This is a genomic window from Conexibacter sp. CPCC 205762 (assembly GCF_030646155.1).
Classification (GTDB): Bacteria; Actinomycetota; Thermoleophilia; order Solirubrobacterales; family Solirubrobacteraceae; genus Conexibacter.
Window position 1 is genome coordinate 242,876 of record NZ_JAUTDN010000003.1, and the last position, 26,114, is coordinate 268,989.

Genomic DNA, 26,114 nt, shown 5'->3' on the forward strand with positions numbered 1-26,114 from the left:
GACTGCGCCGCGCTACTCGTTGCCGGTCGCGCCGCCGTCGTCGGCGGTGCCGCCGCCGGTCGCGGCGGTCGCGGCCGACTGGCAGACCTGCTGGCTGCCGCCGTCGTCGCACAGCTTGTAGTCGGTGTCGGGCTGCAGCTGCGTGCGGCTGGTGATCTCGTAGCCGACGCCCTCGGTGTCGGACGGTCTCATCGTGATGATGTAGAAGGCGCCGTCGTCCCAGCTCGAGAAGCCGCCGAGCACGGCCGCCGCGCCCTGTCTGACGCCCTCGGCCTCGCCGGTGCTGACGCCCTGTCTCTGGCCCTGCTCGAAGCCGACTCTCTGGCCCTGCGCCTCGCCGGTTCTCTCGCCCTGCGCCTGGCCCTGCTTGGTGCCCTCGGCGACGCCGTCGGCCTTGCCCTTGGCGTAGATCGTCTCGTACGCCTGCTGGCCCGGTCTGTACTGCGCGTGGACCTGCTCCTGGCCGGCGGTGAAGCCCTTGTCGTAGCCCGACTTCTGGCCGCTGTCGTCGCCGCTGCTGTGGCCGATGAAGTAGCCGCCGACGCCGGCGATCACGAGCACCGCGACGGCGATCGCGGCGAGCACGCCCGCGCTGTACGTCTTGCCGCCGCCGGCGCCGGGAGGCTGCGCGGCGGGGCCCGGCGCGCCGGCCGGCGGCGTCACGCGGGTCGGTTGGTCGTCAGGCGGAATCGGGGCACTCGTCGACATGGCAGGTCCTCCTCGAAGTGGGCAAGGCTCGCTTCCATAGTCGGCGGGTGACGCCTCCGACTGAAGGCTGGAGCGTGCCATCGCTACAGGACGGGAAAAAAACGCCGATCTAGGGAGCATGTCCGCGCTCCTCCAGCGGTTGGGTGCCTTCTGCGCCCGCCACCACCGACTCGTGATCGTCGCCTGGCTCGTGATCGCCGTCGGCCTCGGCGTCACCGCCGGCAGACTCGGCACCGAGACCAACGACAACGTCTCGCTGCCCGGCACCGACTCGCAGCGTGCCGCCGACGTGCTGGAGCGCGACTTCCCCGCCGCCCAGAACGGCGCCAACCCGATCGTCCTGCGCGCGCCCGCGGGCGCGAGACTGTCCGACCCGGCGCAGGCCGCCGTCGTCGCGAGACTCGAGCGAGCGTTCGCGAGCGACGCCGCGGTGCAGTCGGTCGTCAGCCCGCTGACCAGAGCCGGGATCGCGCAGCTGTCGCCCGACGGCCGCATCGGCTACCTCGACGTGACGCTGCGCGACGGCCCGACCGAGCTGACGCTGCCGACCGCCGAGCGGCTGCTCGACCAGGCGCAGCGGATCGCCGACGCGGGCAGATTGGAGATCGCCGCCGGCGGCTACCTCGGCGCCGACCTGTCGCAGCCCGGCTCGGCCGACTCCGACGCGATCGGCCTCGCCGCCGCCGTGATCGTGCTGCTGTTCACGTTCGGCACCTTCGTCGCGATGGGGCTGCCGATCCTGACCGCGATCCTCGGCCTCGGCACCGGCCTGTCGCTGATCACGATCCTCACCCACGTCGTGCAGATCCCGTCGACCGCCTCGGCGCTGGCGACGATGATCGGGCTCGGCGTCGGGATCGACTACGCGCTCTTCGTCGTCACCCGCCACCGCGAGCTGATGGCCGAGGGCAAGAGCGTGCCGGAGGCGATCGAGGGCGCGATCGCGACCGCCGGCCACGCCGTCGTCTTCGCCGGCGGGACCGTGATCATCGCGCTCTGCTCGCTGCTGCTGACGGGCATCCCGATCGTCGCGCAGCTCGGCTGCGTCGCCGCGATCGCGGTGCTGGTCGCGGTCGCCGCCGCGCTGACGCTGCTGCCGGCCGCGCTCGCCGCCGTCGGCACCAAGATCGACCGGCTCGCGCTGCCCGGCCGCCGCCGCGGCAAGGAGGCGCTCGACTCGCGCCCGCGCCTCGGCGAGCCGCGCGATGACGAGCAGACCGGCGTCTGGTGGCGCTGGGCCCGCTTCGTCGCGCGCCGCCCGTGGCCGGCGCTGGCCGTCGCGCTCGTGCTGATCGGCGCGCTCGCGTGGCCGCTGTTCACGCTCCAGCTGGGCCAGAGCGACACCGGCCAGCTGCCGCGCGAGACGACCGCCCGCCAGGCCTACGACCTGCTCGCAGACGGCTTCGGCGCCGGCGTCAACGGCCCGCTGCTGGTGGCGGTGAGACTGGAGGGCGCCGACAGAGCGGCCGACGCCGCCGCGCTGGAGAAGCTGCGCGCCGCGATCGCCAGAACCGACGGCGTCGCCGTCGCCGGCCCGGCCGTCCCCGCGACCGACGGCCGCGCCGCGCTGCTGACGGTGATCCCGCGCTCGGCCCCCTCGGCGGAGCAGACCGAGACACTCGTGCGCGAGCTGCGCCGCGACGCGATCCCGGCCGCGCTCGGCGACGGCGCCGGCGCGCCGCGGGCGTACGTCGGCGGCCAGACGGCCGGCTTCATCGACCTCTCCGACGAGATCTCCGACCGCCTGCCGGCCGTGATCGCGATCGTGCTGGCGCTGTCGTTCCTGCTGCTGACGGTCGCCTTCCGCTCGCTCGTCGTGCCGCTGAAGGCGGTCGTGATGAACCTGCTGTCGATCGGCGCCGCCTTCGGGATCGTCTCCTACGTCTTCTCACACGACTGGAGCGCGCACCTGATCGGCGTCGACGGCGCCGCGCCGATCGTCTCGTTCGTGCCGCTGATGATGTTCGCGATCCTGTTCGGCCTCTCGATGGACTACGAGGTCTTCCTGATGACGCGGATGCGCGAGCGCTGGCTGGAGACCGGTGACGCCCACCGCTCCGCGATCGAGGGGCTCGCCGGAACCGCCCGCACGATCACCTCGGCGGCGCTGATCATGGTCTCGGTCTTCTGCGCCTTCCTGCTCAACGGCAACCCGACGATCAAGCAGTTCGGGCTCGGGATGGCGGCCGCGGTCGCGGTCGACGCGACGGTGATCCGCTGCCTGCTGGTGCCGGCCGTGATGACGCTGCTGGGCGAGCGCGCCTGGTGGTTCCCGGGGCGGCGCGGCAGCCGGACGACCGCGCCGGAGCAGGCGCCGGCCGACGCCGCCGAGCGGCCGCCGGTCCGCGTCTCCGGGTAGCCTGTGCTGCCGTGCAGCGCCTCCCCACCTGGGCCGTCGCCGGCGGCTCCCTGCTGATCGGCTTCGGCGTCGCCGACCTCACCGGCGTCCGCGCCCTCGGCGGCATCGTGCTGTTCCTCGCGGCGCTCTGGTGCGGCCTGCGCTGGCGCCGCGAGCAGGGGCTCGCGGTCGCGATCGCGCTCGTCGCCGTCTACCTCGCCGCGTTCGTGCTGTCGCATCCGCTCGGCAAGGCGATCGGCTCGTGGCCAGCGGTCTTCGTCGTGTCGGCGTTCGTCGCGGCGATCGTGTGGGCGCGCGTCGACCGCTTCGCCGCGCCGGGAACCGGCGTGTCGGCGCCCGCCGCGCGGTAGCGTCAGCGGATCGCCGCCTCGCCCGACACCGCCGTCCTCCCGCCCGGCCCGCGCGGCCCGCGGCTGCTGACCGTCGGCCGCTTCCTGCTGCAGCCGGAGACGTTCATCCCGGAGTGCCGCGAGCGCTACGGCGCGCTCTTCACGATCAGGCTGTCGAAGGAGCGCACGATCGTCGTCTGCGGCGACCCGGCGGTCGCGAAGGAGGTCTTCCAGGGCGACCCGGCGGTGCTCCACGCCGGCGCCGGCAACGTCGTGCTGAGACCGCTGCTGGGCGCCCGCTCGGTGCTGACGCTCGACGGCCCCGAGCACCTGCGCCAGCGGCGCCTGATGCTGCCGCCGTTCCACGGCGAGCGGATGCGCCGCTACGGCGACCGCATGCGCGAGATCGCCGCTCGGCACGTGTCGCAGTGGCCGGTCGGCGAGCCGTTCGCCGTCCACAGATCGATGCAGGCGATCACGCTGGAGGTGATCCTGCGCGTCGTCTTCGGTGTCGAGGACCGCGCGCGGCTGGCGCAGTGCGCGGCGCCGCTGCGGGCGCTGCTGGACTCGACGACGCAGCCGTGGCGGCTGCTCGGGCTGCAGTTCACGAGCTCGGCCGGCGCGCGGCCGCGCACCCCGTGGGGCCGCGTGAAGCGGCTGCTGGCGCCGTGCGACCGGATGATCTACGAGGAGATCGCGGCGCGGCGGGCGGCGGCGGAGCCGGGCGACGACATCCTCTCGCTGCTGCTGGAGGCGCGTGACGAGCAGGGGCAGCCGCTGACCGACCGCGAGCTGCGCGACGAGCTGATGACGCTGCTGCTGGCCGGCCACGAGACGACCGCGACCGCGCTCGCCTGGACGGTCGAGCGCGTCACCCGCCATCCGCAGGTGCTCGCGCAGCTGCAGGACGGCGGCGCCCCCGAGGGTTACCTCGACGCCGTCATCACCGAGACGCTGCGGCTGCGGCCGGTCGTGCCGGCGGTCGTGCGCAAGCTGCAGGCGCCGCAGACGTTCGGCGGCTGGGAGCTGCCGGCCGGCGTCAACATCGCGCCGAACATCTGGCTGATCCACCGCGACCCGCTGCTCTACCCCGAGCCCGAGGCGTTCCGCCCCGAGCGCTGGCTCGGCAGAAGACCGGGCACCTACGAGTGGATACCGTTCGGCGGCGGCATCCGCCGCTGCCTCGGAGCCAGCTTCGCGCTCTACGAGATGCGGATCGTGCTGGAGGAGATCCTGGCGCGCACCCGCTTGCAGCCGACGAGCGATCCGGCGGAGGCGGTCGTGCGCCGCTTCGTCACGTTCGCGCCGGCCGGCGGCGGCAGAGTCGCGGTCGCCGTCTGACCCCTCCGCAGCACCGCTCGAAACTTGTTGTCCGGTTGGCGGGTCAAGTCTGGACATTCGCCAGGAGATTTGGGGGGAGTGCCGGTGAATACTCGCTTCATGAGCACTCTGCGACCCCCCACCATCGTGGCCTTCGGCGGAGGTGGATTCTCGATGGAGGCCGGCAATCCCCTGCTGGACGACTACGTGCTGTCGCTCACCGGCGTGAGCCGGCCGCGCGTGTGCTTCGTCCCGACGGCCTCTGGTGACGCCGACCACTACGTGGTCCGCTTCTACCGCACCTTCTCGATGACCTGCGACACCTCGCACGTCTCGCTGTTCCGCCGCGACCGCGGCAGCGGCGCCGTCGAGGGCGACCTCGAGGAGCACCTGCTGAGCCAGGACGTGATCTACGTCGGCGGCGGCAGCGTCGTCTCGCTGCTGGGCGCCTGGCGCGCGCACGGCCTCGACCGCATACTGCGCGCCGCCTGGCGCAAGGGCGTCGTGCTGTGCGGGCTGTCGGCCGGCTCGCTGTGCTGGTTCTCGGAGGCGGTGACGGCCTTCCACGGCGCGCCCAGCGTCGTCCGCGGGCTCGGCCTGCTGCCGTTCTCCAACTGCGTCCACTACGACGGCGAGCCGCAGCGGCGCGAGGAGTACAGGCGCTTCGTCGGCGACGGCGTCCGCCCCGGCTACGCGGCCGACGACGGCGCCGCGCTGCACTTCGAGCATCGTCAGCTGAAGCACGTCGTCAGCTCGCGGCCGAGAGCGGAGGCGTATCGCGTCGAACCGGTCGGCGGCGAGATCGTCGAGGCGCAGCTGAACGCCCGCTACCTCGGAGAGCGGATGCCGGGAATGCTGACGGCTGTCGCATGAGCGGCAGGACACCCCAGATCCTCGCGATGGGCGGGGGCGGCTTCACGATGGAGCCGGACAACCCCGCCCTCGACGACTACGTGCTGACGCTGACGGAGTCGCGCGAGCCGCGGGTGCTGTTCCTGCCGACCGCCTCGGGCGACCCGACGGCGCAGATCACCTCCTTCTACGGCCGCTTCGGGCGGACCGCCTCGGCGACCCACCTGTCGCTCTTCCGCCGCCACGGCTCGGCCCGCTCGCTCGCGGAGATCGTGCTGGAGCAGGACGTGATCTACGTCGGCGGCGGCTCGATGCGCAACCTGCTCGCGATCTGGTCCGCGCACGAGCTGGACGCGCTGCTGCTGGAGGCGTGGAGACGCGGGATCGTGCTCGTCGGCCTCAGCGCCGGCGCGATGTGCTGGTTCCAGGGCGGCATCACCCGCTCCGGCGGGCCGCCCGAGGTGATCAAGGGGATGGGCCTGCTGCCCGGCTCCTTCAGCGTCCACGCCGACGGCGAGCCGGAGCGGCTGCCGGTCTGGCTGAGCGCGATCAGAGCGGGCGAGCTGCCGGGCGGCTGGGCCGCCGACGACGGCGTCGCGCTGCTGTTCAACGGCACGAAGATGGTCAAGGTCGTCAGCTCGCGGCCGGGCACGGCGGCCTTGAGGGTCGACGCCGTCGCCGGCCAGCTCGTCCGTCACCGGATCGAGCCGGAGCTGCTCGGCGCCCGCTCCACCAGCCCGCTCGACGCGCCCGTCGGCGACGACATCCGCGAGCTGCGCGATCTCCGTTACGGCGGTGGCCGCCGCTTCTGAGTGAGGCGACGGCCCGGCGCGATCCGCACCACCAGCACGCCGGGCCGCCGTTCTCGTGTGGTGCGTCGGGGGCACGCCCTCCGCACCGCTTCACGTGAGCCGAGGGGCACGCCTCGGCTCACGCGCTTCTCGGCGGTCCTATCTGAGCTCAGCCGAGCTCTTGCCGAGCAGCTGTCGGGCGATGATCAGCAGCTGGATCTGCTGGGTGCCCTCGAAGATGTCGAGGATCTTGCCGTCGCGCGCCCACTTCTCCAGCAACAGCTCTTCGCCGTAGCCGCGGCTGCCGCAGAGGCGCACGCAGCGCATCGCGACGTCGACGCAGGTGCGGCCCGCCTTCGCCTTCGCGTAGGAGGCGTGGAGCGAGTTCGGCTTGCTGTTGTCGGCCATCCAGGTCGCCTGCATCGTCAGCAGGCGGGCGGCCTCGAAGTCGGCCTCCATCGCGAGGTACTCCGCCGCGGCCGCCGACTGCGACTGCGCGGGCTTGTCGTAGTCGACGACGACGCCGGCCTCGTCGAGCAGCTCCTGCGTCTGCTCGAGGCAGGCGCGCGTCAGCCCGACGGCCATCGCGGCGACGAGCGGCCGCGTGTTGTCGAACGTCTGCATGACGCCCGCGAAGCCTCTCTTGACGTCGACCTCGGGGCTGCCGAGCAGGTTCTCTCTCGGCACGCGGCAGTTGTCGAGGATGAACGCCGCGGTGTCGGAGGCGCGGATCCCGAGCTTGTGCTCGAGCCGGTCGAGCTTCATGCCCGGGTTCGAGCGCTCGACGACGAACGACTTGATCGCCGCGCGGCCGAGGCTGCGGTCGAGCGTCGCCCACACCACCACGAGGTCGGCGCGCTCGCCGGAGGTGACGTAGATCTTCTCGCCGTTGAGGATGTACTCGCCGGTTCTCTCGTCGTACTCGGCGGTCGTGCGGATCGCGGCGGAGTCCGAGCCGGCCTCCGGCTCGGTGATCGCCATCGCCGCCCACTTGCCTCTGAAGCGCTCCAGCTGCTCGTCGTTGGCGACCGAGGCGATCGCCGAGTTGCCGAGCCCCTGGCGCGGCATCGACAGCAGCAGGCCGACGTCGCCCCAGCACAGCTCGACGATGCCGAGCGCCGTCGACATGTTCGAGCCGTTGCGGACCTCGTCGCTCTTCTCCTGCCGGCGGACGCCGCCGGCGCCGGCGCCGCCGCCCATGTCGGAGCCGTCGTTCATGCCGTCCAGGAGCGCGGCGAGCATGTCGAGCTCTCTCGGGTAGGCGTGCTCCTCCTGGTCGTACTTGCGCGAGACCGGGCGGAAGATCTCCTCCGCGACCTGGTGCGCCTGGCCGACCAGCGGCAGGAACTTCTTCGGGACTTCCAGATTCATCGCCATGGTTCAGATCTCCTAGACGAGCAGGGCGCCCTCGACGACGCCGACGGCACGCAGGTCGCGGTACCAGCGCTCGACCGGGTGCTCCTTGATGTAGCCGTGGCCGCCGAGCAGCTGGACGCCCTCGGAGCCGATCCAGCTGCCCTTCTCGCCGCACAGGTGACGCGCAAGCGCGGCCTCGCGCGCGAACTCCTTGTCGGCGTCGGCGCGCGCGGCGGCGCGCAGCGTCGTCAGCCGCATCCCCTCCAGCTCGATCGCGATGTTCGAGACCGCGAACGCGACCGACTGGCGGTGCGAGATCGGCTCGCCGAAGGCGACCCGCTCGTTGACGTACGGGATCACGTAGTCGAGCAGCGCCTGGCCGGCGCCGACCGACAGCGCGCACCAGGCCAGCCGCGCGCGGCGGATCGCCTCGGCGTAGATCGCCGGCGAGCCGTCGCCGAGCAGCGCGCGCGCCGGGACGCGCACCTCCTCCAGCAGCACCTCGCCGAAGCCGGCGGCGCGCACGCCCATGCCGGGCGCGGCCTTCGCCAGCACGCCGTCGCTCTTCGTCTCGACGAGGAAGAGGCCCGGCCCGTGGCCGGCGATTCTGGCGGCGACGACCAGCAGCTCCGCCTCGGCGGCGCGCGGGACGAACGACTTGACGCCGGAGAGGACGTAGTCGGCGCCGTCGATGCGGGCGGTCGTCTGCAGCTCGAACGGGTCGAACAGCGGCGTCGGCTCGTGGACGGCGAGCGCCGCGACGGCGACGTCGTCGGCGACGAGCGCCGGCAGGTAGGTGCCCTGCTGCTCGGCGTCGCCCCACAGCGACAGCGCGGTCGCGACACCGGCCGGCGCGAGCGCGGCGGCGGCGAGGCCCATGTCGCCGTGCGCGAGCGCCTCGGCGGCGAGCACGGTGGTCACCGCAGAGCGCTCGCTGACCGCGCCGCCCAGCTCCTCCGGCACGCCGAGCATCGTCAGGCCCAGCTCGGAGGCCTCGGCCAGCAGCTCCTTCGGCGCGGCCGCGGCCTCGTCGGCCTTGAGCGCGTTCGGGCGCAGTCTCTCGGCGCCGAAGTCCTTGAACGCCTCCATCAGCATCTGCTGCTCGTCGGTCGGCGTGAGATCGAAGATCCCGCTGCCCGACGGCTTCAGGCGCGCCGGTCTGCTGCCGTTGCGCTGCACCTGCTTGAAGGTGCGATTGGCGGCGCCGACGGCGCGGAAGCCGTCGCGCGTGGCACGGTAGACGACGGCCTCGGACTGCTTGCGGATGCCGAGGCGGTCGACGATGTCCGAGCCGGCGAAGCGGCCGAGGGCACGGAGCCCGAGGCCCATGCTTTTGTCAGCCACGCTCATGCGGCAGTCACCGTTCCTTCCAGATGGATCTTCGTGTCGTCTTTGCGATTGCGAACGGCGAAGCTGCCGTCCTCGGCCGCGAACGCGACCTTTGCCGGCAGCAGGATCGGGCGCTTGAAGGTCACGTCGACCGTGTAGGCGTCCGGCAGCGTCGACTCCAGCGCCGCGAGGCAGCGCGCCTTCGTCCACATGCCGTGCGCGATCGCCTTCGGGAAGCCGAGCAGCTTCGCGCTGTACGCGTGCATGTGGATCGGGTTGCGGTCGCCCGAGACCGCGCCGTAGCGGCGGCCGAGGTCGCCGCCGAGCTTCCACAGCGCGACGAACGGCAGCTCCGACGGCGCGGGGCAGGTGGGGGTGGCGGGCGGGGACTGTCTCTTGCTCGGCTTCGGGGCGCTCGTGTCGCCCTTGCCGCGCCGCAGCATCGTCGACGCGTCCTGCCACACCAGCTCGCCGTCGACGTGCGCCTCGGAGACGATCGTGAACGTCTTGCCCTTCGGGTGCGGCTGGATCGGCATCGTGTGGACGCGCAGGTCGTAGCGCTCGTCGGCGCCGAGCGGGCGCAGCTGCGTGATGCGGTTGCGCAGGTGGACGAGGCCGACGGCGCCGAACGGGAACTTGCCGTCGGTCATCAGCGCCATGTGCAGCGGGAAGGCCTGCACGTGGACGAAGGTCGACGGCAGCTCGTCGCGCAGCGTGAAGCCGCAGACGCGGTCGTACGCGGCGAGCTGGTCGCGGTCGGTCCTGACGCCGTCGAGCGTCAGCGTCGTTCTCGGGATCCTGCCGCCGGCGCCGGCGACGAACGGCAGGTTCGAGGCGCCGGGGATCAGCGGCAGCGCGGCCTTCGCATAGAGACCGAGCGTGCCGGGCGGGCTGCTCAGTCTGCGCGTCGTCGCGCGCGGGGCTTTCGAGGCGGTCGCCACGTCAGGCCCCGAGCAGGCTCTGGCCGCAGACGCGCACGGTGTTGCCGGTCACGCCGCCCGAGGCCGGGCTGGCGAAGTAGCCGATCGCCTCGGCGACGTCGACCGGCAGGCCGCCCTGCGAGAGCGAGTTCATGCGGCGGCCGGCCTCGCGCGTGGCGAACGGGATCTTCGCCGTCATCTGCGTCTCGATGAAGCCCGGGGCGACGGCGTTGATCGTCGCGCCCAGTCTCGCCAGCAGCGGCGCGTAGGCGTCGACGACGCCGATCACGCCGGCCTTCGAGGTGCCGTAGTTGGTCTGGCCGAAGTTGCCGGCGATGCCCGCTATCGAGGAGACGCAGACGATCCGGCCGTCGGCGTTCAGGACCGCTCTTCTTCTGCCCGCGATCAGCGCGTCGGTGATCCGCTGGACGGCCGCGAGGTTGACCGCGATGACGCTGTCCCAGCGCGCGTCGTCCATCCGGCCGAGCGTCTTGTCGCGCGTGATGCCGGCGTTGTGGACGACGATGTCGACGCCGCCGTGCTCTCGCTTGAGGTGCTCGGCGATCTGCGTGGGCGCGTCGTCGGCGGTGATGTCGGCGGTCAGGTACGAGCCGCCGATCGCGCCGGTGACGGCCTTCAGGTCGCCCTCCAGCGGCGGCACGTCGAGGCCGACGACGTGGGCGCCGTCACGCGCGAGCGTCGCGGCGATCGCGGCGCCGATGCCGCGCGAGGCGCCGGTCACGAGCGCGACCTTGCCGGCGAGCGGCTGGTCCCAGTCGATCGCCGGGACCGCGCCGGCCGCGCCGACGCGGATCACCTGGCCGTCGACGTAGGTCGATCTGGTCGACAGCAGGAAGCGCAGCGTCGACTCCAGCTGGTCCTCGCCGCCGGGGGCGACGTAGACGAGCTGGGCGGTCGCGCCGGCCTTCAGCTCCTTGCCGGCCGAGCGCGTGAACCCCTCCAGCGCGCGCTGCGCGATCTGCTCGCTCGGCGAGGAGGTCTCGGTCGGCGTCGTGCCGAGCACGACGAGACGGCCGCAGCGGGCGACGCGGCGGATCGTCGGGCCGAAGAACTCGCGCAGCTCGCTCAGCTGCGCCGGCTCGGTGATGCCGGTCGCGTCGAAGACGACGGCGCCGTACTTCTGCGTCGCGGCGGCGGCCGGCGTCCACGGGCCGGCGTCGAGGCCGGCCGCCGCGGCGGCGGCGCGAAGGTCCTCGCGCAGCGGCGTCGAGGCGTCGGCGCCGAGGCTCGCGACGACCTTCGCGAGCGGCCCGGCGAGGCGGCCGCCGGGGGCGCCGCCGAGCAGCACGCGGCCGTCGACGGGCGTGTCGCCCTGGCTCCAGCGCTTGAGCGGAACCGGCGCCGGCAGCCCGACCTGCTTCTGCACGAGTCTGCCGAGCGGCGTGTTGATGAGGTTGGTGTAACGGTCTGCTTGGGCCATCGGTCTATGCCTCCAGGATCGCGACGACGCCCTGGCCGCCGGCTGCGCAGATGCTGATCAGGCCCCGGCCGCCGCCGCGCTCGTGGAGCGCCTTGGCGAGGCTCGCGACGATGCGGCCGCCGGTCGCGGCGAAGGGGTGGCCGGCAGCGAGCGAGCTGCCGTTGACGTTGAGCTTGCTGCGATCGATCGACCCGAGCGGCTGATCGAGCCCGAGCCGCGTCTGGCAGAAGGCCGGGTCCTCCCACGCCTTCAGCGTCGAGAGCACCTGCGAGGCGAACGCCTCGTGGACCTCGTAGAGGTCGAACTCCTGCAGTCTCAGGCCATTGCGGGCGAGCATCCGCGGGACGGCGTAGGCCGGCGCCATCAGCAGGCCCTCGCGGCCGTTGACGTAGTCGACCGCCGCCGTCTCGGCGTCGACGAACCACGCCAGCGGGGTCAGTCTGTGCTCCTCCGCCCACTCCTCGCTGCCGAGCAGGACGGTGGCGGCGCCGTCGGACAGGGGCGTGGAGTTGCCCGCCGTCATCGTGCCGCTCTTGCCGCCGAAGACCGGCTTCAGCTTCGCCAGCTTCTCGATGCTCGTGTCGGCGCGCAGGTTCTGGTCGCGCTCCAGCCCGAGGTAGGGCGTGACGAGGTCGTCGTTGAAGCCGCGCTCGTAGGCGGCGGCGAGGTTCTTGTGCGAGCTGTAGGTCAGCTCGTCCTGCGCCTCGCGCGTGATCCCCCACTCGGCGCCGGTGCGCGCCTGGTGCTCACCCATCGAGAGGCCGGTGCGCGGCTCCTCGTTGCGCGGCGGGGCCGGCGCGAGGTGCTGCGGGCGGAAGCGCAGGAACGGCTTCAGCTTGTCCTGCGTCGAGCGGCCGCGGTTGGCGTCGAGCAGGATCTGGCGCAGCTCCTCGCCGACGGCGATCGGCGCGTCCGAGGTCGTGTCGACGCCGCCGCCGATGCCGGAGTCGATCTGCCCGAGCGCGATCTTGTTCGCGATCAGGTTGATCGCCTGCAGGCCGGTGCCGCAGGCCTGCTGGATGTCGTACGCCGGCGTCTCCGGGGCGAGCCGGCTGCCGAGCACGGTCTCGCGCGTCAGGTTGAAGTCGCGGCTGTGCTTCAGCACCGCGCCGGCGACGACCTCGCCGAGCCGCTCGCCCTCCAGGCCGTAGCGCGCGACGAGCCCGTCGAGCGCGGCGGTCAGCATGTCTTGGTTGGAGGCGTGCGCGTACTTCGAGTTCGAGCGCGCGAACGGGATGCGGTTGCCGCCGATCACGGCAACTCTCCGGGGACCGGCGGTCATCGTTCTCCTTGGGGTCTGGTCTGGGTGGTGGGGGAAGGTCTGACGCCGTCGCGCAGGGCCGCGCGGGCGCGCAGGCCGGGCTCGACGGTCGCGACGAGCAGCTCGGCGGCGTCGCCGGGCGGCATCGCGCCGGTCCGCAGCCACCAGCGCGCAAGCGCCTCGGAGGCGCCGAGCAGCGCGTTGGAGAGCGCCTCGACCTCGGTCGCGGCGCGCTCGCGGTCGCGTTCGGGGATCAGCGCCAGCTGCGTCGAGGCGACGAGCGCCAGCAGCCGGTCGCGGTAGGCGCCGACCGAGCGGGCCAGCTCGCCGCCGGCCGGCAGCGTCTCGTCGAACAGGACGCGCCAGGCGTCGCGGTCGCCGTCGACGAAGGCGAAGAAGGCCTTGAGGCCCTCGCGCAGCGCCTCGGCCGGACCGGAGGCGCGCGCGACGGCGGCGCCGACGGCGGCCAGCATCGCCTCGCCGGCGTTCTCCATGCAGGCGAGGTAGAGCCGCTCCTTGTTGCCGAAGTAGGCGTACAGGAGCGGCTTCGTGACGCCCGCCGCGGAGGCGACCTCGTCCATCGTCACGGCGCCGTAGCCGTGCTCGGCGAAGAGTCCGTGGGCGATCTCGAGCACCTGCAGCTCCCGCTCCTTGCGGGGCAGCCGGCTGCGCTGGGTCGCTGTGGTCGACTGGACCATGACGTTCATATTACCCAGGTATAAATTTATATGCCAGTAGGAAGTCCGTCGGGTGCATTCGAGGTAGGCGGCGCGCTAGCCTCGCCGCATGCACCTCGCCCGCTACGACGAGCTGACCCCGTACGTCACCGCCGACGGCTCGACGATCCGCGAGTGGGCCGGGCCCGGCTACTCGCCGGCGCAGAATCAGTCGCTCGCGGAGGCGACGCTGCCGCCCGGCGGCGCGACGATCGCCCACTACCACCCGCTGGCCGAGGAGCTGTACCTGTTCAGAGCCGGGCGCGGGCGGCTGCGCGTCGGCGACGAGGAGCGCGACGTCCAGCCCGGCGACTGCGTCGTGATCCCGCCCGGCACCGTCCACAAGCTCTGGAACACGGGCGACGACGAGCTCCAGCTCGTCTGCGCCTGCTCCCCGGCCTACGCGCACGAGGACACGATCCTCGTCGAGGACATGCCAACCACATAACGGTCCGTTGAGAGTAGGGTGCGCAGATGCCCCGACTGCTCGCCCTGCTCGCGCTCGCGACGACCGTCGCCGCAGCGCTGCTCACCGCCTCCGCCGCGACCGGCTCCGCCGCCTCGGCCCCCGCCTGCCGCAACCTCGCCGTGCCGAGCGGCCTGCGCGCCGCCTTGACGCGCGCCCACGACCACCCGCGTGACGGCGCGATCGGCAGAGGCTCGCTCTACTACGGCAGCTGCGGCGGGACCCGCTACGCGATCGCCTCCTTCTCGAAAGCGCTCGCCGACCAGCCGGAGAAGTTCCGCAAGCTGCCCGGCAAGGCGTGGAGAGACATGGGCGACGGCTTCGAGGACGGCTGCGCCGCCGGCCCGCGCTGGCCGATCCCGAAGCCGCTCGTGCGCCTCTGGGGCACCTGCAAGCGCTAGCCGAGCGCGACGGCCGCGCCTTACCGCCGACGCAGCGCCCGCCCGATCGCGGCGCCGTCGCCGGGCCGGCAGCGCACGCCCTCACCGCTGACGCAACGCCCGCCCGATCGCGGCGGCGACGTGGTCGGGCCGATAGCGCACGTCGTAGTGGGTGAAGCGCAGCACGGTCCAGCCGAGCAGCGTCAGGCGGTTGCTCTTCGCGCGGTCGCGCTGGAAGGCGCCGCGGCCGCGGTGGAACTCCCAGCCGTCGGTCTCGACGATCACGCCGGCCGCGCGCCAGCAGGCGTCGACCTCCTCACCCGCGACGTCGGCGTTCAGCTCGGCCGGCGGCAGCCCGTGCGTGCGCACGAGCCGGCGCAGCAGCAGCTCCAGCTGTTCGCGGGTGAGCTGCGCGCCGCGCCGCGCGTGCTCGGCGAGCGCGGCGGAGAGGCGCGCGTGCGCCGGTCCGGGCCGCGTCGCGCTGCGAGCAAGCGCCCGCTCGGTGGCGGCGAGGTCGAACCGCTGCGCGCGCTCGGCGGCCGCGAGCGTCCGCAGCAGCCGCTCGTGGTCGAGCAGGTCACCGAGGTCGACGAGCGTGCGCGCGACGGTCGTGACCGGGATCCGCTCGACCGCGGTGACCTCCTCGTGCGCCACCGCCCGCCGCGCGAAGACCCGCAGCCGCTCGTCTCCGCGCGCGTCGCCCGGCGCCGTCACCTCGATCCGCGTGCCGCCGAACTGCCCCAGCCCGTGCAGGTTGGCCGCGTCGCGATGCGACAGCACCGCCCCCGCCCCGGCAGCCAGCACCCCGCCCATCCAGCGCCCGTCGCGCGTGAGCCTGACGTGCCCGACGGCATAGACGCCGCGGTGGAGGCGGATCAGGAGGCCGCGGCGGATGCGGGCCTCGATCGCGCCACGCCCAGCGCCCGCGGCAGTCAACTGACGCCTGGCGACGACCCCGTACTGCTCATCCGCCAGCCTCGCCAGCAGCGCGTCGAGCGGAAGTTTGCGGCTGAGTACATCCATCTGATGTACAGAGCCGCAAACTAGCCGGGGTTCGCCCCGCCCCCGGGAGGCGGCCGGTCAGCCGTCGTCCTGGCGGAAGGCCCAGCGGACTTCTTCGACGCTGAGGCCGCTGGCGACGCAGGCCAGCAGCTTCATGCGGGCGGCCTGGGGGGAGAGGAAGCCGACGGGGATGATCGCGGTGTCGCGCAGGTCCTGCTCGGAGCCGGCGTAGCCGTAGGTGCTCTGGAGGACGACGCCGCGCTCGGGGCGGCAGTAGGCGATGATCGGGATCCGCTCGGCGGCCTCGGCCCACAGCTCCAGCAGCGGCGGCGCGAGGTGGCCGGCGCCGAGCGTGCCGATCACGACGCCGTCGGGCTCGGTGCCCAGCACGGCGCGCGCGAGCGTGCCGTCGTCGCCGGCACCGGTCGGGACCACATGCACGCGCTTGGCCAGCTCCGGCGGATCCAGCGGCGGGTTGCGCGGCAGGCGCGACCAGATCGTCGGGTGGCCCTCGGTGACGCGGCCCAGCGGCCCGGTCTGCGGCGAGGAGAAGGCGACCAGCGAGGTCGTGTCGGTCTTGCGGGCGCAGCGGGCGTGGTGGATCTCGCCGCCGAAGACGACCAGCACGCCCATCCCGGACGCCTCCTCCGAAGCCGCCACCGAGACGGCGTCGAGCAGGTTGGCGGGGCCGTCGGCGCCGGCGGCGGTCGCCGGGCGGATCGCGCCGGTGAAGACGATCGGCGCCTCGGCGTCGTGGATCACGTCGCACAGCATCGCCGTCTCCTCCAGCGAGTCGGTGCCGTGCGTGACGACGACGCCGATGCCGCGGCGGGCGGCGTCGCGCGCCTGGCGGCAGACGTTGAGCATGTCCTCCAGCGTCAGGTGGGCGCTCGGCTTGTTGACGACGTCGATCGCCTCGAGCACGTGGTCGCCGTCGGCCAGCTGCGGGACGGCGGCGACCATCGCGGCGGCGTCGAGCTGCGGCGTCGCCCCGGCCGGACCTCCCATCGCGATCGTGCCGCCGGCGGTGAGGATGCGCACGCGGCGCGAAGCGGGGGGACGTGAGGCCATCAGGCCAATCTAGCGAGCCGACTCGCCGACCAGCTCACTGCCGACGATGAACTGCTCCGGATATCCGTACATCCCGTGCTCCACGAGGTCGAGCCCCTCGTCCTCCTCGTCCTCGGTCACACGCAGGCCGAAGACGGCCTTGATCAGCGCGAAGGTGACGTACGAGATCGAGAAGACGAGCGTGAAGGCGATCAGGACGCCGAGCGCCTGCACCCCCAGCTGCTCGAACGAGCCGTTGTAGATCAGCCCCGCCTGGCCCGGCGCGCCGGGCGCGTCGGCCAGCCGCGGGGCGGCGAAGATGCCGCACGAGAGCGTTCCCCAGATGCCGGCGACGCCATGCGCCGAGAGCGCGCCGACCGGGTCGTCGAGGACGCGGTCGATCGCCAGCACCGAGACGACGACGAGCGCGCCGGCGACGACGCCGATCAGCGGCGCCGCCCACAGCTCGACGAAGCCGCAGGGGGCGGTGATCGCGACCAGCGCGCCGATCGCGCCGTTGCCGAGCATGCCGACGTCCATCCTGCGCGTCAGCAGCGTCACCATCACGCCGGCGCCGATCACGCCGGCGGCGGCGGCGATGTTGGTCGCGAGCGCGACCTCGGCGAAGCGGGCGCCCTCGGTCGACAGCGTCGAGCCGGCGTTGAAGCCGAACCAGCCGAGCCAGAGGATCAGCACGCCGACGCCGAACATCGGCATCGAGTGGCCGGGGATCGCGCGCGGCCGGCCGTCGGGGCCGTACTTGCCGCGGCGCGGGCCGAGCAGCAGCAGCGCCGCCAAGCCGCCGGTCGCGCCGGTCAGGTGGACGACGGTCGAGCCGGCGAAGTCCTGCATGCCGGAGCCGATCTCGCCGAGCAGGCCGCCGCCGAAGATCCAGTGCGCGACGAGCGGGTAGATCACGGCCGCGAAGACGACCGCGTAGATCGGGTAGGCGACGAAGCGGATCCGCTCCAGCGTCGTGCCCCAGACGATCGCGAGCGAGACGGCGCAGAAGACCATCTGGAACAGCACGAAGCCGGTGTCGGCCGGCGTCACCGGGCCGGCTATCGGGCTGCCGGGCGAGAGCGTCTGCCCGACGTGCAGGAAGAAGCCGGAGTCGCCCATCAGCAGCCCGCCGCCGCCGAACGCGAGCGCGAAGCCGCAGATCCACCAGACGACCGACGCGATCGAGAAGTTCATCAGCACCTTCGCGACGACCGCGCCGGCGTTCTTGCCGCGCGAGAAGCCGATCTCGACGCAGGCGAAGCCGGCCTGCATGAACATCACCAGCACCGCCGCGACGACGATCCAGAGCGCGTCGAGGTCGATCGTGACGCTGCCGAGCGTGCGCGCGGCGAACGGCAGCTCGCTCATGCCCCGGCCCTGCCGACCTGCGCCGGGCTGCGGTCGAGCTGCTCCGGCGGGACCGGCCGGCCGAGCAGGAAGCCCTGCACGAGCGGGGCGCCGTGCTGCTGCAGCAGCTCCAGCTGCGCGCGCTCCTCGACGCCCTCGACGACGGTCGTCATCCCGAGCGCGGTGCCGAGCTCCAGCACGGCGGCGACGATCGCGGTCGAGCCGGGATCCTCCGGCACGCGTCTGAGAAAGGAGCGGTCGACCTTCAGCACCTGCACCGGCAGGTCGCGCAGGCGCGCGAGCGAGGAGTGGCCGCTGCCGAAGTCGTCGATCGCGATCGCGAGGCCGGCGTCGTGCAGCTCGTCCAGCAGCGAGCTGTCGCGGCGCTCGTCGGAGAGCACGGCGCTCTCGGTCAGCTCGGCGCAGAACTGGCCGGGCGGCAGGCCGTGGCGGGCGATCGCCTCGGCGATCGTGGCGACGAGGTCGGGCTGGCGCAGCTGGCGCGGCGAGAGGTTGAAGCAGAGCCGCGGGCGGAAGCCCTCGCGCGCCCACTCGGCCGCCTGGCGGCAGAGCGCCTCGACGACCCAGGCGCCGATCCCCTCGATCAGCCCGGTCTCCTCCGCGACGGGGATGAAGCCGGCCGGCGAGACGAGCCCGTGCTCGGGGTCCTCCCAGCGCACGAGCGCCTCGACCGCCTCCAGCTCGCCGTCGTCGACGCGGTATATCGGCTGGAAGTGGAGGCGCAGCTCGTCGCCGTCGATCGCGCGTCGCAGGCGGCTGGTGAGGTCGAGCCGCTCGCGCGCCTCGGAGGCGCCGCGCTCGTAGAAGGCGACCGCGCCGCCGCCGCCGCGCTTGGCCTGCTGCATCGCCAGGTCGGCCTGCTTGAAGAGCGCGTCGGCGCTGTTGGCGTGGCCGGGGAAGAGCGCGATCCCGATCGAGGCGCCGATGTGGAACTCGGCGCCGGCGACCGCGAACGGCCGCGCCAGCGCCTCCATGATGCGGTCGCCGGCCAGCTGCGCGACGACCTGCGCGTCCTCGGCGCCGCAGTCGAGCAGCAGCAGGAACTCGTCGCCGCCCTGACGCGCGAGCACGTCGCCGGCGCGCGTCAGCGCCGCGACCCGCTGGGCCGTCTCGCGCAGGACGGCGTCGCCGCTGCCGTGGCCGAGCGAGTCGTTGATCAGCTTGAAGTTGTCGAGCCCGACCTGCACGAGCGCGACGGCGCCGCCGGTGCGGCGGGCGCGCGCGAGGTCGCGCTGCAGCTGCTCCTCCAGCAGCGCGCGATTGGCGAGCCCGGTGAGGCGATCGTGGTGGGCGAGGTAGGCGAGCTGCGCCTCCGCGCGACGGCGCTCGGTGACGTCCTCGCCGGAGCGCAGGACCGAGGTGACGTTGCCGTCGGCGTCGCGCACGACCGCGTTGCGCCAGGCGATCTTGCGCTCCTCGCCGTCCTTCGTCAGCAGGAAGGTCTCGTGCCGCTCCTCCGGCAGCTCCTCGCCGGCGGCGAGCATCCGCAGGATCTCGCGCGCCTCGGCGCGGTCGCCGGCCGGGACGACCGTCTCGTACCAGTCGCGGCCGACCAGCTCGTGCTCGGCGAAGCCGAGCAGCTCGCAGCCCTGGCGGTTGACCAGCTCGACGCGGCCGGCCGGGTCGAGCACGACGACCAGCTGCGAGACGACCTCGAGGTAGCGCTGCGCGCGGTCGCGCTCCTCGCGCAGGCGGCGGGCGCCCTCGACCGAGGCGGTCACGTCGGCGACGGTCGCGACGACGCCCTGCCTGCTGGTGCCGTGCGCGCCGCCGATCGGGCGCGCGAGGATCGTGATCCAGCGCTCGGCGCCGCCGGGCGCGGTGCGGCGCAGCGTCGCGCGGACCGGCGCGCCCTGGCGCAGCGCGCGCCGCGGCGGGTTGTCGTGGCCGGAGAGCGGCTTGCCGTTGTCGTAGCGCAGGCCGGCGCTGGTGAACGGCGTGCCCGCGGTCATGTCGTCGGTCGTGACGCCGAGGATCCGCAGCGCGCTCGCGTTCCAGCTCAGCGGCGCGAGGTCGGAGTCGAGCACGACGACGCCCTCCTCGAGCCCGTCGACGACCGCGCGCGAGAGCCGCTCGGCCGCGCGCAGCGCCTGCCGCGCCCGCTGTTGCGGGGCAGCGTCGACCACCAGGCCGCGGCTGACCAATTGCCCGCCGCGCTTCTTGGCGCGGACGCGCTCCCCAAACGGTGAGCTGAAGCTCGGACGCAAGCTCATCTCCACGGTCTCTCGACAGAAAAGCGTTTCACTTGAGTCCTGGGCTGCGAGATTCGGGCGGGAGCGGACATGCGCCAGGACATCGTCGTACCCAAGGTCCGCCCGATGACCACGTCGGGAGACGGGCGGACGAAGCGGGGTAGCCCGCGGCGAGGCCCATCCAACTTCCAGAGGGAGGAACTCATGAGCCAAGGCTTCCGGGGGAGGAGGCTTGCAGCGCTGTGCTCCGGCGCGCTCGCCGTGACGGCGGTCGCAGCGCCGGGGGCGCTCGCGCAGCGGCCCGGCGGCGGCGGCCCGACGCCACCGCTCAGATGGAGCGCCTGCGATGCCGCCAGACCCGACGGCCCGCAGTGCGCCACGGCAACCGTCCCGAAGGACTGGAGCAAGCCGAACCGCGGCACGATCCAGCTGGCGCTGTCGAAGGTCCCCGCGACCGACCAGGCCAACAAGATCGGCTCGCTGTTCGTCAACTTCGGCGGGCCGGGCGGCGACGCGGCGGCGACCGTCGCGGCGATCGGCGGCGACCTCTTCAGAGGCGTCAACGACCGCTTCGACATCGTCGGCATGGATCCACGCGGCGTCGGCGACAGCAGACCGTCGATCGACTGCAGATCGAACCAGGAGACCGAGGGCGTCTACGCGCAGCCGTTCGAGACGCCGGACACGCTCGACATCCGCGCGATGGTCAGCCGCGACACGCGCTACATCCGCAGATGCCTGGCGCTCAACAGCTCGATCCTGCCGTACGTCTCGACCGCGAACGTCGCGCGCGACGTCGACTACCTGCGCGGCGCCGTCGGCGACAGAAGACTGACCTATCTCGGCTTCTCCTACGGCACCTTCCTCGGTGCCACGTACCAGAGCATGTTCCCGAGCCACGTCCGCGCGATGGTGCTCGACGGCGCGCTCGACCCGGACCAGTACCTCAACGACCCGCTCTCCAGCCTCGACGAGCAGACGGCCGGCTTCGAGCGCGCGATCGGCCGCTTCCTGCAGGCCTGCGCCGCCGACCAGGCGAACTGCCTCGGCTTCGGCGGCAGCGACCCGTGGGCCGCGCTCGACGACCTGATCGCGAGAGCGGCGGTGACGCCGATCCCGGCCAGCAACGGCGACCCGGTCGACGGGCAGGACATCGACGCCGCCGTCACGCAGGCGGTCTACTCGAAGGGCCTCTGGCCCGACCTCGCCTACGCGCTCGCGAGAGCGGAGCAGGACAACGACGGCACCGTCCTGCGCGCGATCGACCAGCTCTTCTACGGCGGACCGGACGAGAACGGGAACTACGACCCGATCACCGACCGCTACTTCACGATCAGCGCCTTGGAGCAGCGCTATCCGCACGACATCGGCACGTTCGTGAAGGAGGGGCAGCGCTCCTACCAGGACTACGACCACGCCTGGTGGAACCACGGCTACAGCGAGCTGGCATGGGGGCTCTACCCGGTCAAGCCCAACAGCGCCTTCTACGGCCCGTTCCGCAACCCCAGCAACGACCCGACGACGCTCGTGGTCGGCACCACCTACGACCCGGCGACGCCGTACAAGGAGGCGAAGCGGCTCGTCAGACAGCTCGGCAACGCGCGCCTGCTGACGATGCGCGGCGACGGCCACACCGCCTACGGCGGCAACTCGACCTGCATCGACGACGCCGTCGACGCCTACCTCGAGCAGCTGACGCTGCCCGCGGAGGGGACCAGCTGCAGACAGGAGGTCCCGTTCGAGCAGCCGCCGCCGGAGCCGGCCGCGCCGCAGAGCACGGTCGCGCCGCAGTCGCTCGCCCAGCGCAGCGGCAGCAGCGAGGCGGCGCGCCTGCAGCGGCTCGCGCGGCTCGCGCCGCACGTCAAGCCGCTGCTGGAGCCCTAGAGCACCGACAGCACGACGGCGGACGGATGTCCGCCGTCGTGCAGCAGCTCGTGCTCGACCGCGACGAGGCGGGTCGCCGCCTGCGGCGGCTCGCCGGTGCCGGCGTTGCGGGCGTAGCGCGGATGGGCGCCGCCGGCGACGAGCACGCGCACGCGGTGCCCGGCCGCGAAGCGGTGGGCGGTCGGCCACAGCGCGAAGCTGACGTGGCGGCTGCCGTCGGCCGCCAGCGGCGGGGCGGCGTCGTCAAGCCGGATCAGCGCGTCGCAGACGTTGGTCGAGCGCCCGCTCGGGTCGACGTCGCAGATCCGCACGAAGACGTCGGCGAACGGGCTCGACGTGCGCACGTGCACGTCGGCCTGGACCGGGCCGATCGCCTCGACCGCCCGCGCGAGCGGCTCGCCCGTGAAGACGAGCACGTCGTCGCGCGCCTCCAGCGGCGCGTTGTCGGTGACCGGCTCGCGCGCCAGCAGGACCGGGCCGCCGAGCGACGGCGTCGGGTGCGCGGGGTCGTAGGTGAAGCGGGTCGAGGCCGCCTCGCCTGCGTCGCCCGCCGCACCGCCGCCCGCCGCGCCGCCGCCCGCCGCGCCCCCGCCGGGCGCGGCCTCGCTCAGCGCCCCGCCCGCGCGCAGGTGCAGCCGCCACGGGCGCGCCTCCGGCGGCGGCCACTGCTCCAGCGCCCGCCACTCGCGCGCGCCGCCGACCCAGATCCGCACCGGCGCCTCGTCGAGCAGGCGGCGGTCGCCGAGCAGGTGCGCGCGCAGCCAGGCGAGCCCCTCGCGCGTCGATCTCGCCAGCAGCGGCGTCGAGGTGTGCGCCCACGGGCCGACGATCAGCTGCGTCGTGCGGCCGGCTCTGCGCAGCGCGACGTAGTCCTCCAGCAGCCACGGCAGGAAGATGTCCTGCCAGCCGCCGACGAGCTGGACCGGCGCGCTGACGCCGGCGACGTCAGCCGAGAAGTCGCGCGTTCTCCAGTAGGGGTCGTCGGGCGCGGCGACCTCGAACCACTCGCGGAAGAACTCGACCGGCTCGCCGGCGATCAGCGCGTCGACCTCGCCGAGCGCGACCTCGTCGAACGCCTTCGGCAGCTTGCGGCGGAGGCCGAAGATCAGCCGCAGCGGCGCCAGCCGGCGCTCCTGCGCGGCGATGATCAGCGTCCACGAGAGCGCGGTGTCGAGCGAGATCGAGCCGCCGCCGTAGGCCTGGCCGTGGAACTGCGAGGCGGTGATCGACGGCGCCAGCGCCCCGAGCGCGCCATCGGCGGCGACCGCCCACTGCGTCAGCCCCATGTAGCTGCTGCCGATCATCCCGATCGGCCCGTCGCACCACGGCTGCGCCTGCAGCCAGCGCAATGTCGCAAGGCCGTCGGCGCGCTCGTCGAAGGGACGGAAGACGCCGCCGGAGCCGAACGTCCCGCGGACGCTCTGGACGACCACCTGGAAGCCGCGCTCGGCGATCAGGCGGCCGTAGACGAAGCCGAAGAAGCCGCGGCGGCCATAGGGCGTGCGCACGAGCACGGTCGGCAGCGAGCCCGGAGCCGCGTCGCGCGCGACGTAGCGGTCGGCCAGCAGCACGACGCCGTCGTCCATCGTCGCCGGCAGGTCGTGCTCGACGACGAGGTCACGCGTCTGCGCGCTCGGCAGCCGCAGCGAGCGGCCGGCGATCTCGCTCAGGATCGTCATCTGTCCTCTCCTACCCTACGCGCCGCCGTTGCCTCTATGCTCGCGCCGCGACGTCGCCCAGCGGGGGTGGCGGGAATGAGGAGGAACGGGCCGATGTCGAGCAGAGCGGAGCCGGAGGAGCATCACTTCTCCTACGGCGTGCATGTCTGGCTGACGGCCGCCGTCGCCGCGATGGGCGGCATCTTGTTCGGCTACGACACCGGCATGATCTCGGGCGCGCAGCTCTACATCGAGCGCGAGTTCAACCTCTCCTCCGGCGAGATCGGCGTCGTCGTCTCGGCCGTCACCGCCGGCGCGCTCGTCGGCGCCTTCTTCTCGTCCTGGCTGACGGCGAGAATGTCGCGGCGGGGGATCGTGAAACTGGCGGCGGTCGTCTTCATAGCCGGCGCCGTGCTGGCAGCGGTCGCGCAGAGCCTCGCGGTGCTGATCGTCGCCCGCTTCATCATCGGCCTCGCGGTCGGCTTCGCCTCGACGGTCGTGCCGCTCTACATCTCCGAGGTCGTGCCGGCCGCCAGACGCGGCTCGATGGTCGCGCTGTTCCAGCTCGCGATCACCGCCGGCATCCTGCTCGCGTACATCGTCAACGCCGTCACGGCCGAGGAGTGGCGGATCGTCTTCGCGCTCGCCGCGGTGCCCGCGACGCTGCTGTTCCTCGGCATGCTGGTGCTGCCCAACAGCCCCCGCTGGCTGGTGATGAGAGGCGACGTCGACGGCGCCCGCGACGTCCTCCACGAGCTGCGTGACCCGAACGCGCCGGAGACCGAGGAGGAGCTGCAGGAGATCGTCGACGCGGTCGAGGAGGACCGCAGACGGCCGAAGGAGTCGATCGTCGCCGCCTTCTCCAGCCCGCTCGCGCGGACCGTGCTGGTGGTCGGCATCGGGCTCGGGATCTTCCAGCAGATCACCGGCATCAACACGATCATCTACTACGCCCCGACGATCCTGAAGGAGGCCGACTTCGGCGACTCGGCCTCGACGCTGACGACCGCCGGCATCGGCACGCTCAACTTCGTCGCGACGATCCTCGCGCTGCTGTTCGTCGACCGCATCGGCCGTCGCAAGATCCTCCTCGGCGGGATGGTCGGGATGGCGCTGACGATGGGCGTGATCGCGGTCGCCTTCGCCGTCGACGACTTCACCGGCGTCTGGAGATACCTGACCGTCTTCTGCCTCTTCGCCTTCATCGCCTGCTTCGCCGTCAGCTGGGGCTGGGGCTTCTGGGTGATGGCGTCGGAGATCTACCCGCTCTTCATCCGCGGCCAGGCGATCTCGATCGGCAACTCGGTCCAGTGGGGGGCGAACTTCGCGATCTCGCTGCTGTTCCCGGTGCTGCTGACCGCCTGGGGCGGCGGCCCCGTCTTCGGCATGCTCGCCGGCTTCGGCCTGCTGGCGATCTGGTTCACCTGGAAGCTCGTCCCCGAGACGCGCGGCAAGACGCTGGAGGAGATCGAGGACGAGTGGCGCCGCCGCGCCGGCGTCGAGGCCGGCGGCAGCGGCGGCCCGACGCCCGCGACGGCAGCCGGCTAGGAGGCGGCGCTCAGCGCCGCCGCGGCGGTCTCGATCCGGAGGCCGTCGGCGCGGTCGAAGAAGTGCAGGCGGTCGCGGCGGATCGCCAGCTCGACCGGCTGGCCGACCGCGACCGGCGAGCCGGCCTCCAGGCGGGCGGTCAGCAGCGCGCGGTCGTCGCCGGTCAGCTGCGCGTCGCGCTCGCCGGTGAGGCCGCCGCGGCCGTCGAGGTCGAGCTGTCTCGCCTCGACGCCGAAGATCGCGTGGATCTCGGAGCCGAGCCGCTCGACGACCTCCGGCACGACGCGCAGCCGCGGCAGCGCCGGGTCGACGCCAGGGCCGGCGAGCAGGAAGTCGCTCGGGCGCACGCCGACGATCAGCTCGCGCTCGCCGAGCGCCCGCGCGACCGCCGGCTCCAGCGCCAGCGACTCGGCGCCGAAGCGGACGGCGCCGTCGGCCGCCTGCGCCTCCAGCAGGTTCATCGCGGGCGAGCCGATGAAGCCGGCGACGAAGGCGTTGGCCGGCCGCTCGAACAGCGTCTCGGGCGTGTCGCACTGCTGCAGCACGCCGCCGCGCAGGACCGCGACGCGCTGGCCGAGCGTCATCGCCTCGACCTGGTCGTGCGTGACGTAGACGGTCGTCACGCCGAGCTGCTCGTGCAGCCGCGCCAGCTCCGCGCGCATCGCGACGCGCAGCTTCGCGTCGAGGTTGGAGAGCGGCTCGTCCATCAGGTACGCGGCCGGCTGGCGGACCATCGCGCGGCCCATCGCGACGCGCTGGCGCTGACCGCCGGAGAGCTGCGCCGGCTTGCGGTCGAGGTACTCGGTGAGGCCGAGCGAACGCGCGACGCGCTCGACTCTCTCGGCCATCTCCGCCTTCGCCGTCTTGCGCAGCTTGAGCCCGAAGCCGATGTTCTCGCGCACGGTCAGGTGCGGGTAGAGGGCGTAGTTCTGGAAGACCATCGCGACGTCGCGGTCGCGCGGCTCGAGGTCGGTCACGTCGCGCTCGCCGATCGCGATCTCGCCGTAGGTGACGTCCTCCAGCCCGGCGATCATCCGCAGCAGCGTCGACTTGCCGCAGCCGGAGGGGCCGACGAGCACCATGAACTCGCCGTCGGCGATCTCCAGCTCGACGTCGTCGACGGCGAGCGCGCCGCTGCCGTCGTACTCCTTGCTCACTCCGGTCAGCTTGATCGCGGCCAT

General features: G+C 73.0%; 22 protein-coding genes. 9 read left to right on the forward strand and 13 right to left on the reverse strand.

Features of this window, described 5'->3' with window-relative positions:
- Positions 1 to 12: 12 nt before the first annotated feature.
- Positions 13 to 708, reverse strand: a complete 696-nt coding sequence (locus tag Q7L73_RS04815; RefSeq protein WP_304691458.1) for a hypothetical protein — start codon at positions 706 to 708, stop codon at positions 13 to 15.
- A gap of 118 nt (positions 709 to 826) precedes the next feature.
- Between Q7L73_RS04815 and Q7L73_RS04820 the strand changes: the two genes are divergently transcribed.
- The 5 genes from Q7L73_RS04820 to Q7L73_RS04840 all read left to right on the forward strand — a co-directional run bounded on the left by Q7L73_RS04820 (position 827) and on the right by Q7L73_RS04840 (position 6,380).
- Positions 827 to 3,067 (forward strand): MMPL family transporter, encoded by a 2,241-nt coding sequence (locus tag Q7L73_RS04820; RefSeq protein WP_304691457.1) that lies wholly within the window; start codon positions 827 to 829, stop codon positions 3,065 to 3,067.
- Between the two features lie 11 nt (positions 3,068 to 3,078).
- Positions 3,079 to 3,417 carry a hypothetical protein gene (locus Q7L73_RS04825; protein ID WP_304691455.1) on the forward strand — a complete coding sequence of 113 codons (339 nt, stop codon included), beginning with the start codon at positions 3,079 to 3,081 and terminating at the stop codon, positions 3,415 to 3,417.
- A gap of 9 nt (positions 3,418 to 3,426) precedes the next feature.
- Positions 3,427 to 4,737, forward strand: coding sequence for a cytochrome P450 (locus tag Q7L73_RS04830; RefSeq protein ID WP_304691522.1), 1,311 nt, complete (start codon positions 3,427 to 3,429; stop codon positions 4,735 to 4,737).
- Positions 4,738 to 4,890: 153 nt separating this feature from the next.
- Positions 4,891 to 5,589: a Type 1 glutamine amidotransferase-like domain-containing protein gene (locus Q7L73_RS04835; protein WP_370552411.1), complete on the forward strand. Its 699-nt coding sequence runs from the start codon at positions 4,891 to 4,893 to the stop codon at positions 5,587 to 5,589.
- Positions 5,586 to 6,380, forward strand: a complete 795-nt coding sequence (locus Q7L73_RS04840; RefSeq protein ID WP_304691453.1) for a peptidase E — start codon at positions 5,586 to 5,588, stop codon at positions 6,378 to 6,380. Before Q7L73_RS04835 ends, Q7L73_RS04840 begins: the two co-directional genes overlap by 4 nt.
- Before the next feature lie 138 nt (positions 6,381 to 6,518).
- Here Q7L73_RS04840 and Q7L73_RS04845 read toward each other — a convergent pair whose 3' ends face one another.
- From Q7L73_RS04845 to Q7L73_RS04870, 6 genes are read right to left on the reverse strand one after another with little or no spacing between them, the layout of a single operon-like run.
- On the reverse strand, positions 6,519 to 7,736 hold the full coding sequence (locus Q7L73_RS04845) for an acyl-CoA dehydrogenase family protein (RefSeq protein ID WP_304691452.1): 1,218 nt from the start codon (positions 7,734 to 7,736) through the stop codon (positions 6,519 to 6,521).
- A 12-nt stretch (positions 7,737 to 7,748) separates the two neighbouring features.
- Positions 7,749 to 9,065, reverse strand: coding sequence for an acyl-CoA dehydrogenase family protein (locus Q7L73_RS04850; RefSeq protein ID WP_304715491.1), 1,317 nt, complete (start codon positions 9,063 to 9,065; stop codon positions 7,749 to 7,751).
- Positions 9,062 to 9,985 carry a MaoC/PaaZ C-terminal domain-containing protein gene (locus Q7L73_RS04855; RefSeq protein WP_304691449.1) on the reverse strand — a complete coding sequence of 308 codons (924 nt, stop codon included), beginning with the start codon at positions 9,983 to 9,985 and terminating at the stop codon, positions 9,062 to 9,064. Before Q7L73_RS04855 ends, Q7L73_RS04850 begins: the two co-directional genes overlap by 4 nt.
- Before the next feature lies 1 nt (position 9,986).
- Entirely contained in the window at positions 9,987 to 11,405 is a 1,419-nt protein-coding gene (locus Q7L73_RS04860; protein ID WP_304691448.1) for a 3-oxoacyl-ACP reductase, read from the reverse strand.
- Between the two features lie 4 nt (positions 11,406 to 11,409).
- Positions 11,410 to 12,687, reverse strand: a complete 1,278-nt coding sequence (locus Q7L73_RS04865) for an acetyl-CoA C-acetyltransferase (protein ID WP_304691447.1) — start codon at positions 12,685 to 12,687, stop codon at positions 11,410 to 11,412.
- Entirely contained in the window at positions 12,684 to 13,364 is a 681-nt protein-coding gene (locus Q7L73_RS04870) for a TetR/AcrR family transcriptional regulator (RefSeq protein WP_304691445.1), read from the reverse strand. Before Q7L73_RS04870 ends, Q7L73_RS04865 begins: the two co-directional genes overlap by 4 nt.
- A gap of 88 nt (positions 13,365 to 13,452) precedes the next feature.
- On the opposite strand from Q7L73_RS04870, the gene Q7L73_RS04875 reads away from it, so the two are divergent.
- Both Q7L73_RS04875 and Q7L73_RS04880 read left to right on the forward strand, forming a co-directional pair.
- The gene (locus Q7L73_RS04875) at positions 13,453 to 13,830 is read left to right on the forward strand and encodes a cupin domain-containing protein (RefSeq protein ID WP_304691444.1); all 378 of its coding nucleotides are present in this window, start codon (positions 13,453 to 13,455) and stop codon (positions 13,828 to 13,830) included.
- Positions 13,831 to 13,856: 26 nt separating this feature from the next.
- The gene (locus tag Q7L73_RS04880) at positions 13,857 to 14,249 is read left to right on the forward strand and encodes a hypothetical protein (protein ID WP_304691442.1); all 393 of its coding nucleotides are present in this window, start codon (positions 13,857 to 13,859) and stop codon (positions 14,247 to 14,249) included.
- Positions 14,250 to 14,330: 81 nt separating this feature from the next.
- Here Q7L73_RS04880 and Q7L73_RS04885 read toward each other — a convergent pair whose 3' ends face one another.
- From Q7L73_RS04885 to Q7L73_RS04900, 4 genes are read right to left on the reverse strand one after another with little or no spacing between them, the layout of a single operon-like run.
- On the reverse strand, positions 14,331 to 15,251 hold the full coding sequence (locus Q7L73_RS04885; protein ID WP_304691441.1) for a type IV toxin-antitoxin system AbiEi family antitoxin domain-containing protein: 921 nt from the start codon (positions 15,249 to 15,251) through the stop codon (positions 14,331 to 14,333).
- Between the two features lie 57 nt (positions 15,252 to 15,308).
- The gene (locus Q7L73_RS04890) at positions 15,309 to 16,301 is read right to left on the reverse strand and encodes an asparaginase (protein ID WP_304691439.1); all 993 of its coding nucleotides are present in this window, start codon (positions 16,299 to 16,301) and stop codon (positions 15,309 to 15,311) included.
- A gap of 9 nt (positions 16,302 to 16,310) precedes the next feature.
- The gene (locus tag Q7L73_RS04895) at positions 16,311 to 17,651 is read right to left on the reverse strand and encodes an ammonium transporter (protein ID WP_304691438.1); all 1,341 of its coding nucleotides are present in this window, start codon (positions 17,649 to 17,651) and stop codon (positions 16,311 to 16,313) included.
- Positions 17,648 to 19,864, reverse strand: a complete 2,217-nt coding sequence (locus Q7L73_RS04900; RefSeq protein ID WP_304715492.1) for a bifunctional diguanylate cyclase/phosphodiesterase — start codon at positions 19,862 to 19,864, stop codon at positions 17,648 to 17,650. Before Q7L73_RS04900 ends, Q7L73_RS04895 begins: the two co-directional genes overlap by 4 nt.
- A gap of 183 nt (positions 19,865 to 20,047) precedes the next feature.
- Between Q7L73_RS04900 and Q7L73_RS04905 the strand changes: the two genes are divergently transcribed.
- Complete coding sequence (locus Q7L73_RS04905; protein ID WP_304691436.1) at positions 20,048 to 21,727, forward strand: alpha/beta hydrolase; 1,680 nt, start codon at positions 20,048 to 20,050, stop codon at positions 21,725 to 21,727.
- On the opposite strand, the gene Q7L73_RS04910 is transcribed toward Q7L73_RS04905, so the two are convergent.
- Complete coding sequence (locus tag Q7L73_RS04910) at positions 21,724 to 23,406, reverse strand: CocE/NonD family hydrolase (RefSeq protein ID WP_304715493.1); 1,683 nt, start codon at positions 23,404 to 23,406, stop codon at positions 21,724 to 21,726. The genes Q7L73_RS04905 and Q7L73_RS04910 overlap by 4 nt on opposite strands.
- Positions 23,407 to 23,499: 93 nt before the next feature.
- Here Q7L73_RS04910 and Q7L73_RS04915 point away from each other — a divergent pair, with 93 nt between their 5' ends.
- Positions 23,500 to 24,933, forward strand: coding sequence for a sugar porter family MFS transporter (locus Q7L73_RS04915; RefSeq protein WP_304690841.1), 1,434 nt, complete (start codon positions 23,500 to 23,502; stop codon positions 24,931 to 24,933).
- Here the strand turns inward: Q7L73_RS04915 and Q7L73_RS04920 are convergent.
- The gene (locus tag Q7L73_RS04920) at positions 24,930 to 26,114 is read right to left on the reverse strand and encodes an ABC transporter ATP-binding protein (RefSeq protein WP_304690842.1); all 1,185 of its coding nucleotides are present in this window, start codon (positions 26,112 to 26,114) and stop codon (positions 24,930 to 24,932) included. The two genes, Q7L73_RS04915 and Q7L73_RS04920, sit on opposite strands and share 4 nt — an antisense overlap.